9 protein-coding genes and 1 pseudogene are annotated in these 8,593 nt (G+C 61.3%); all 10 read right to left on the reverse strand.

What is annotated here, in order from left to right:
* Window positions 1–470: pseudogene (locus tag B3V69_RS02400) on the reverse strand (phosphoesterase); the annotation flags it as partial.
* Window positions 471–594: 124 nt separating this feature from the next.
* Window positions 595–1,398, reverse strand: a complete 804-nt coding sequence (locus B3V69_RS02405; RefSeq protein WP_296443440.1) for a polysaccharide deacetylase family protein — start codon at window positions 1,396–1,398, stop codon at window positions 595–597.
* Entirely contained in the window at window positions 1,391–3,757 is a 2,367-nt protein-coding gene (locus B3V69_RS02410) for an MMPL family transporter (RefSeq protein ID WP_296443442.1), read from the reverse strand. Before B3V69_RS02410 ends, B3V69_RS02405 begins: the two co-directional genes overlap by 8 nt.
* Window positions 3,758–3,801: 44 nt before the next feature.
* Window positions 3,802–4,401, reverse strand: coding sequence for a LolA-related protein (locus B3V69_RS02415; RefSeq protein WP_296443444.1), 600 nt, complete (start codon window positions 4,399–4,401; stop codon window positions 3,802–3,804).
* Entirely contained in the window at window positions 4,398–5,339 is a 942-nt protein-coding gene (locus B3V69_RS02420) for an acyl-CoA synthetase (protein ID WP_296443448.1), read from the reverse strand. Before B3V69_RS02420 ends, B3V69_RS02415 begins: the two co-directional genes overlap by 4 nt.
* Window positions 5,336–5,641, reverse strand: a complete 306-nt coding sequence (locus B3V69_RS20700; protein ID WP_414707453.1) for a FabA/FabZ family ACP-dehydratase — start codon at window positions 5,639–5,641, stop codon at window positions 5,336–5,338. Before B3V69_RS20700 ends, B3V69_RS02420 begins: the two co-directional genes overlap by 4 nt.
* The gene (locus B3V69_RS02425; protein WP_414707454.1) at window positions 5,638–6,981 is read right to left on the reverse strand and encodes an AMP-binding protein; all 1,344 of its coding nucleotides are present in this window, start codon (window positions 6,979–6,981) and stop codon (window positions 5,638–5,640) included. Before B3V69_RS02425 ends, B3V69_RS20700 begins: the two co-directional genes overlap by 4 nt.
* Before the next feature lie 17 nt (window positions 6,982–6,998).
* Window positions 6,999–7,637 carry a hypothetical protein gene (locus B3V69_RS02430; RefSeq protein WP_296443450.1) on the reverse strand — a complete coding sequence of 213 codons (639 nt, stop codon included), beginning with the start codon at window positions 7,635–7,637 and terminating at the stop codon, window positions 6,999–7,001.
* Complete coding sequence (locus B3V69_RS02435; RefSeq protein ID WP_296443452.1) at window positions 7,637–7,927, reverse strand: phosphopantetheine-binding protein; 291 nt, start codon at window positions 7,925–7,927, stop codon at window positions 7,637–7,639. The genes B3V69_RS02430 and B3V69_RS02435 overlap by 1 nt, the downstream gene beginning before the upstream one ends.
* Before the next feature lie 102 nt (window positions 7,928–8,029).
* A partial coding sequence (locus B3V69_RS02440) for an NAD(P)/FAD-dependent oxidoreductase (RefSeq protein ID WP_296443454.1) occupies window positions 8,030–8,593 on the reverse strand: 564 nt, incomplete at its 5' end.

An 8,593-nucleotide genomic window follows, 5' to 3' on the forward strand; every position in this document is an offset into this window, starting at 1 on the left:
GAGTAGACGATGCCGATACACCACAGCCAATTGACGCTGAGTATCCACCGCGGCGCGCCGAAGCGGCGCAGCAAGTGATGTAACCAGATACCCGAAAAAACGGCTGTGGCGACGTGCAGCGACGGGCAGGCATTGCCCGAGGCGTCCATGTTTTTAAGGAAATCGACACCGGGATACTGCGTCCAGTCGATCTCGGCTGCGGGGACTGCCGTGGGCCAGAAGTGGAAGACGATCAATCCGGCAAGGCAGGTTCCGGCCATCGCCAAACCATAGCCATACAGCTCGCGCCGCGTCGCTAGTAGTAACGGGGGCAGGGACACATAGACCCACAGTGATATGTACAGGGGCAAGGCCAGAGGCTGAAAGCCGATCAGGTGATCCAGCAAGATGACGGGCATCACCGTGGTTGGATAGGCCGGGACTTTGAGCAAATAGAAGTAAGCAGCGAAAAAAAGGCCAATGAAAAGCATTGTTCCGATACTTTTGAGATAGCCATGCCGGGGTATGACCGCTGCCATTTGACGGTACCAGGGCGTCGGCTGACTATTTTCGTTCAAGGCTTGTTCTCCGTGGGTGCTGCAAGATTGACGCGAGTCACGAGAGAGCGTGACGCAAGGTGACAAAACGCAGATTAGCTGCCGCAGCGGAGGCCATCACTGTGGGGATCACTTCGAGAATAACAGGGGTGCCGTCGGATGTGCGTGCAGCGTTGCCGTCGTGCAACAGCAAAATGGCGCCCGCCCGCATGCCGCGCAATAGTTTGTTGTTGATGCGTTCCGCGTCGCCGATCCGGGTGTCGAAGCCGCGCGCTGACCAACTCGCCAGCTGTAGTCCCAGCCGGGCGAGCACCGGGTCGAGAAAAGGATTGCGCAAGCCGGCCGGGGCACGAAAGAACAAAGGACGCTGGCCGGTAATCGTGGTCAACGTGTCCTGGGCGGCCTGCAATTCACGCGCAATGCCGGAGCGACCCATCAGCGAGAAATGATGGCGGTGATGCTGGCTGTGGTTTTCTATGGCATGGCCGCGGCTCACGATGTCGCGGCACAAGTCCGGGTAGCGCGCGGCTTTTTCACCGATGCAGAAAAAAGTGGCATGGGTCGCGTAACGGTCCAGCAGGTCCAGAACCCGCGGGGTGACGACGGGATCGGGGCCGTCGTCGATGGTCAGGGCAATTTCATTTCTGGCCGTGGCGGCGGCAGGCAGCCGTGTCCAGTTTGATCCCAGCCAGTGGCTGCGCGGCCACAGCCCGAGCAGCGCGAGCAGGGCGTGATTGGCCAGCACGGCGCCCAACGCCCAGTGCCATTGCCCGGGTTCGGCGATCACTGCCAGCAAGGCCAGTCCATGCAGCGCGATGCTGGCGCGGATCAACAGTGTGGGTTGCCAACGTGCACTAGGCATGGGCTTTTCGGACGAATATCGCAGAATAAATCAGCGCCAGGATGACGCCCGGCGCGACGGTGACGCCCAGTGCCTGCAATATGGACACGTTGGAAAACGAAAGCAGGCCAAAACCTGCGACGGTAGTGAGGTTGGCAAACAGCATCGAGGCAAGCGTGCGGGGCGCAATGGTGTGGTCCATCGGTTGGGGCGCAACCATTGTCCCCTCTCCCGGCACGAGAGGGTCAGGCAGAGGGTGATCAGCGCGATCAAAAAACAGGGCGTAATTGGAGCCCACCGCGACCACCAGCAGCAAGCCCACCAGATGCAGAATGATCAGTTGCTGGCCCAACACGGCCAAACCCGCCGTGACGGTGATGACTGCCGCCGCCAGCGGCGCGATGATTCGCAGCACGCGCATGGGCGAGCGAAAAACCCACAGCAGCAGCCCGACAATGGCGACCAGCCCGCCCAGCGACAACAGGATGATTTCATTCAGGTAGCCGGAATACAGGTGATCGGACTCGACTTTCATATCCACCAGCAGAACATTGGGCAAAGCCGTGGCGCCCGTGCCATTCAAGGCGGCGCGAATTCGACTGGCGTTGATGCTGTGACCCTCCGGTGCCGTCAGCGGCAACAAGGCGCTCCAATGGCGGTCTTGGCGGATGAGTAGTGCATCCACCGCCATGGCCATCGAGCTCTGTTCAAGGTCGGTCGCTTGCAGCAAGGGCTGGCTGCGCGCGGCTGCGACATCGGCCAGAAACGGCGTAAACAGTTGCGCACGCACCGGCAAACCCTGAACCGCTTGTGCCAGCCGTGTTTCCAGTTCGGCGGCGGCGGGCAGGCTGGCCTGACGCGCGCGCTGTGTCACGATACTGGGTAGATAGCGGCTGGGACTCTCGAACCCGGCGAGTTCGCCTTGATCGACTTGCGTTTGCAGTAGCGTGGAGACTTGTTCGGCAGACTGCAATACGGCTTCCCGGCTGGCACCGGATGCCACCACCAGATAACGCACATCAGGCGCGCCCATGTCGGCGCGCAGACTGGCGTCCAGCGCCAGGTCGGCTTGCGATACAGGACTTAACGAGGATATCTTGTCGTTCCACAAATCGGCGCGGTGCAGGCCGAGGATGGCACAGGCCGCCAGCAGCAGTAACGCCGCTGCCCATCGCAGTTTGGCTGCGCGTTGCACCAGACCGGAGAGGACGAGGCCGATCGCCGATACATCATGAATGCGAAAGTTTCTCGGCAGCAGATGGGGCAGGACGAAGCGCGTCACCATGGCGGCGGCTATCAGACCGGCAATCGAATACAGGCCGAGTTGCGCCAGACCCGCAAAGCCGGACAGTAGCAGCGCTGCAAAGCCGAAGATCGAGGTCAACACGCCCAGACGGATGGTGGGCCAAAAACGCTTGATCCAGTTCTGCGGGTCTGAACTGCCCTGTTCTGACTGCACAAACAGGTAGATTGAATAATCCACCGCCTCGCCGATCAGTGCGGTGCCAAACCCCAGGGTGATGCCGTGCACCGCCCCAAAGCCCAGACTGACTGCCGCGACGCCTGCCAGGGCGCCGCTGATGACGGGCAAAAAACCCAATGCCAGCGCGCTGAAGGAACGATAAACCAGCAATAGCAGCGTTGCGATGAGCGCCATGCTGAGGATGGACAAGCGGCTGACCTGGCTTTTGATGGTGTCGCGTGAAGTCACCGAAAACACACCGGGGCCGGTCATCAACAAGCTGACCGCCGGGTTTGCCGTGGATGCTGTGTCAAACGCTTGCCGGATGGCGGCCATGGCGCGTTGCTGGGCGTCGGTATCGGAGCCCGAGGCGCGCGTTTGCATCAGCAGCAAGGCGCGCGAGCCGTCGCGCGAGCCCCAGGCGCCATCAACCATCCGCGGGTGGCTGCCGCTATTGAGCTGGTCGAGTAATTGCACCATTTCACCGCTCGGGTCGCGTGGTAGCAGCGACTTGACGAGCAGCCCGGCAGGCGAGGCGAGCAGGTCGATGCTGTCGCTCAAGGCCGCATGCAAGCCGTCTGCGCTAAAGCGTGCAGGAACGACGGCAGGGCTTAGCAGGTAGCGATTATTGAACAGAAAAACACGGTCGCGTTCGGCGCTGACGGGCTCGCCGTTATTGACGCTGACAAAAGCAGGATCAGCGCGCAGGCGCCGGGCGATTTGTTTGGAAAGCCTGGCACGGGTGGACGCATCGGCGCCTTCAATGCCCACCAGAATAAGGCGCGAGGCCAGACCGTCACGTATCTGCTCCAGCAGCAACTGCTGTGCTGGTGTCGGGTTGCGGGGCAGAAAAGCCGATAGATCGGTCGTGAACTGGCTGCGGCTGATGATGATGCCGCAGGCGAGGATAAACGCCAACCACCAGGCTATCGCTGTGCGGCCGCGTCGCGCTGGGGCTTGCCTCACGGGGTGGCCAACTTTTCAATCAGCATCAGAGAGCTGTCGCCATCGGTCTGGGTGATTTCGATGCTGCGCAGGGCGTCGCGCACGCCGACGATGCGGATGCGCCGCACCACGGCCTGCATTTTTTCATTGATCGGCAGAAGTTGCAGTGTCCAGTGTTCGGCCGTGCCGTCCAGGCTCAGACGGTAATTGCTTTCGAGTGCCGCGCGGTCACCCGCCAGCGTGCCGCGGATGCTGTCGATGAAAGCTGCCAGTTCGGGGTAATCCTGCAATGGCAGGTGATGTTTTTGGCGGCCACGCTCGATGGCCAGGGTGCCCTGATCCAGGATCATGGATTCGGGTTTGGGTTTGATCGTGCGCTTTTCCAGATGGTCAGGTGCGCTGTAGAACAACTCTCCGGAGGATTCCACCGGTTTGTCGAGCATGGCGATGGATTTCTTCTCGATAAAGCTGGCGTGGCCGGAACGGGTTTGCGCCAAGCCGCGCATGAGCTGGTCAATATCCCAGTCGGCGGCGTGACTGAAGACCGGCCACAGCATCAATGCCAGTGCCATGCGAAGGCGGTGCAGTGAAAAAATAGGGGGGTAGGGCAGTGTCATCGTGATTTGGGAGGGGTTGCAGTAGGTGCGGGCTGCCAGAAATCGAAAAAATTAAACCAGTTATACGGTGCCTTGCGGCAGTATTGATCCAGCAGCGCGGCATAACGGGTGATGGCCGCTTGCAGCGCCGCATCGCGTTGACCTCGCGCAACGGTAGAAAAATCAGCCAGCGAATCGAAATGGATGGCGTAGCGGTTGCCGCCCAGATACAGCCCGGTCATGAATACCACCGGACGCTGCAGCAAGGCGGCCATGCGGAACGGCCCGCCGGGCAAGTTCGCGTTCGTGCCGAGGATTTGCACCGGGTACAGGGTGTCGTTGCCCGGGGTGCGATCGGCCAGCATGCCGACGACACCGCCAGCGTCCAGGCGCTCGCGCACTTTGAGCATGGAATCAAGGTGTCCCAGGCCAATAATATCCTGCACCGCCTCCGGATTGATGGCGCTCAGCATGGCGTTGATTTTTTGCGCGTTGTCCTGATGCATCAGCATGGCGATGCGCAAATTGGTGTCTTGTCGGCCAATCGCGCGGATCACTTCAAAGCTGCCCAGGTGCGCACCCATCAGGAACAAGCCCCGGCCGTCGGCCAGCAGGCGGCGCAGCGTGTCCTCGCCGTGCACTTCAAAATCAAACAAATCGAAGCGGCGGTTGACCAGGTAAAGGCGGTCATGGATGGTGGCCGCAAAGGTGAAAAAATGCCGGTACAGATCGCGCCAGTGCGGCGCACGGCCTAGCGCGCGCCGTAGATAGTCGCTGGAAGCACGACGACTGGCCGGTGCAAGCAGCAAAAAATAGGCGGCGATCAGATGCAACACGCCGCGCGCCACACGCCGCCCCAGACGCAGTGAAATCCAGGTCATGACGCGCAACATGAGCATATTGCTGCGCTCGGGGGTATGCGCCCACGAGGTGTGGTCGGTGGTCGGGCGAGCTGTCATCCAGTCGATTTCGCCACGATACTGCCGCTGGCAATTTTGCGCATACCGGCCACGATGTCGAAACGTATCGTGCCGCTGGCCAGGACGGTGTGCTGGATCAGCAGCTCGTCGCCGGGACGCGCCGGGCTCAGAAACTTGACCGAACTGATCTCGCACGGGGCCAGGGCGAAGCCGGTGGCCGCGGCTATTGCGTGCAGCGCAATGTCCAGCAGCAGCACGCCGGGGAGTATGGGCGTGCCTGGAAAGTGTCCGGCAAAGGCGGGATGATCTGGCGGAACCGTCCAGTGTGTGGCGCTAGTCATGCGGATTTTCGTGCGCTGCGCGTCTGAATGAGGGTTTGCAGTGCCGCGCGTGGCAGTTTTCCTGTGATGTTGCGTGGCAGTGCCTCGACAAACAGCAGGGGGCGTGGCAGAAAAACCGGGTCAATATGTTCACGCAGCGCCGCCAGCAGATGGGGCGCATCCATGCCCGGCGCCACGACACACGCCGCAAGCCGCGTCACGTGATCATGGCTGGTTTCATCCGGCATGTAAAAAGCGCCATCAAGCACGCCGGGAATGCTGCTTAGCAAATGGTTGAGACTCGCCAGCGAATGCCTTTTTCCCGCGATATTGACCAGATCGGCGATGCGTCCGTGCAATAAAAAATGCGCTTCGTCAATGGGTTCAATCAGGTCGCTCATGGCGCTCAAGGTCTCGATGTGAGCACCGCAAGCGCGCACGGCGTCCCCCTCGACGATCAGTTTTACGCCGGGAAACAGCTGCCACGCCGCGGTTTGCGTCGAGCGGCGGGTGGCAATCTGGCCGGTTTCTGTGCTGCCATAGATTTCCAAGAGAGGGGCATTGCAACGGGCCTCAATGTCCTGTGCCAGTTGCGCCGACAGCGGCGCGGTAGCGCAGACCACCAGTGTGATTTCCGGCAGCGCCAGTCCGGCGTCCAGCAAGGTGCGCAGATGCACGGGCGAGGACACCAACACGCGTGGCGCGGGCACAGCCGCCAGGGCCTGACAAATGTCGGCTGGATAAAACGGCTGCGCATGGCTCAGTGCGCTGCCGCTGAGCCATGCCATGAGCACCGTGGATTCAAACCCATACATGTGTTGCGGCGGTACCGTTCCGATCAGGGTGCAGGGGGTGTTGCGCGGCAGCCCCAGGCGCAGTGCCTCAGCCAGCACGCTACCGCACAAGGCACCCCAGGTTTTGGGATGCGGTTGCGGGGTGCCGGTCGAGCCTGAAGTAAATACCACGGCGACGCGCTGCCGGCTATCAATTTGCGGAATTGCCAATGCGTCCGGCAGGCCAGTCTCCATGACCGGGTAGTGGAGTTGGGGCAGATCCACCGTGCACCGGTCGTTATCCGTCAAACAAAACACGTCGGGTGCAAACACCTTGATCTGGCGCACCACTTCCGGCGTGTGGGTAGACGGCAGCAGGCTGACTTTGCCGGCCACAATGGCGGCCGCCAGACCCACGCTAAAACGGTAGCGATCACCGCACATATTGAGCAGATGCCCCCCGGCGGGAAACCGGGCGACCAGCTGGTTGACTTCGGCCAGGAACTGGCGCCGTGTGACGGCGCCATCGGCGCGCCAGGCGATGATGCTGTCCGGGGAGACGTGGGATACCAGCGGCAGTGAAGTCATGGTGAGGGCGGCCAGCACTAGCGTGGACGCGCCGGTGTGTTCCTGAACGCCCGCACGGCATCAAGAATGTGCGTATGGCGCGTATCGGGGAGTACCCATCGGCGCACCCCATATTCGGCGATGAACATGAAGGCGACCAAAGGCAGCGTCAGAAAGTTGGAAAAAACAGACCATGTGGTCAGCGGCGCCAGAAAAAACAGCAGGGTCGAAGCCAAGGCCATCGCGGCAAAAAACAGGGTCCAGGCGACCGTGACCTGGCGTGCGTAAGTTTCATGTTGCGGCGTCAAGGGTCCGTGCACCGCCTCTGCGAAGCGAGTGCAGAGCGGTTGCCGCCCAGCGATCAAAGTACGCCCAAAAGTCATGAACAGTATCAGCTGCATCGCCACATTTTGTAGCCAGTACACCAGCCCAAAATGCTGTGCAAGCGCCGACCATCCCGCCCACGCCGCAACACACGACAGCAGCAGCACACCCAGCATCATGACGCGCCGAGGTGAGCGCCAGGCCAGTACCAGCGCAAGCAATAGCACCGGTGCCATGGCCACCAGCGCGCCCAGGTTGTCGCTGTGCGCGGATTCATTGGTGTAATGCGCCAGGAGCGGATAGCCGATCACCAGCGCCGCAATGACCAGCCCGCGCACCATGCGGCGTGCCATCAGCGGGTTCTCTTGGCGGCGATATAGTCGCACAGGTTGCGCAGCGAGCTGAACGTGTGCTTGTTGTCTTCGCTGTCGTCACGCAATTGCAGACCATAACGCTTGGAAACCACCAACGCGACTTCCAGCACATCAATCGAGTCCAGGCCCAAGCCATCGCCATACAAGGGGGCGTCCGGCGCGATTTGATCTACCGTGACCTCGAGGTTCAGACACTCGATTAGCAATTCGGCAACTTCACGTTGTAAATCGGCGGTACTCGGAGCACTGGGTTTCTGGGTATCTTGCATGGTGTCCATAGAAATGTTGGGTGAGCCAGCAGCGGTAAATGGTTAAGCGCTTACCGCTGCTTGCCATGCCGGGAATTGGCATTGCCAGGTTAATCGTGCATTTTATGACTGTCTGACGGGCAAGTCTGGCCGCAAGCTGGCCGCCAGGCCCTGCGCGCAGGCGAATCCGCTGGCCCAGGCCCACTGAAAGTTGTAGCCGCCCAGCCAGCCGGTCACGTCCACCACTTCGCCGATGAAATACAGGCCGGGCTGTTTTGATTCCAGCGTCTGCGAAGACAAATCACGGGTGTCCACGCCACCGGCGGTGACCTCGGCCTTTCGGTAACCCTCGGTTCCCGTGGGGGTGAGTTCCCAGCGCGTCAGGCGTTCAGCCAGCGCCGCCAGCGCCTTGTCCGTGGCCTCGTTGATGGGGCGCTGCCAGTTGTGACCCGCGCTTTGGCCCTGTTGCACCCAGGCATTGGCCAGCCGCGCGGGCACCTGGGCTGCCAGCTCATTGGCGATCAATTTGCGCGAGGTGGCTTTGGCGTGGCTGAGTGCCTGCAGCAAATCGGTGTTGGGTGCCAGGTTGATGCGGATCGGTGCGCCCGCTGGCAGGTAACTCGATATTTGCAGCACCGCCGGGCCGCTCAGGCCGCGATGGGTGAACAGCAGGTCTTCCAGAAAAGT

Origin of the sequence: Rhodoferax sp. UBA5149, from assembly GCF_002413825.1 — a bacterium.
Classification (GTDB): Bacteria; Pseudomonadota; Gammaproteobacteria; order Burkholderiales; family Burkholderiaceae_C; genus Rhodoferax.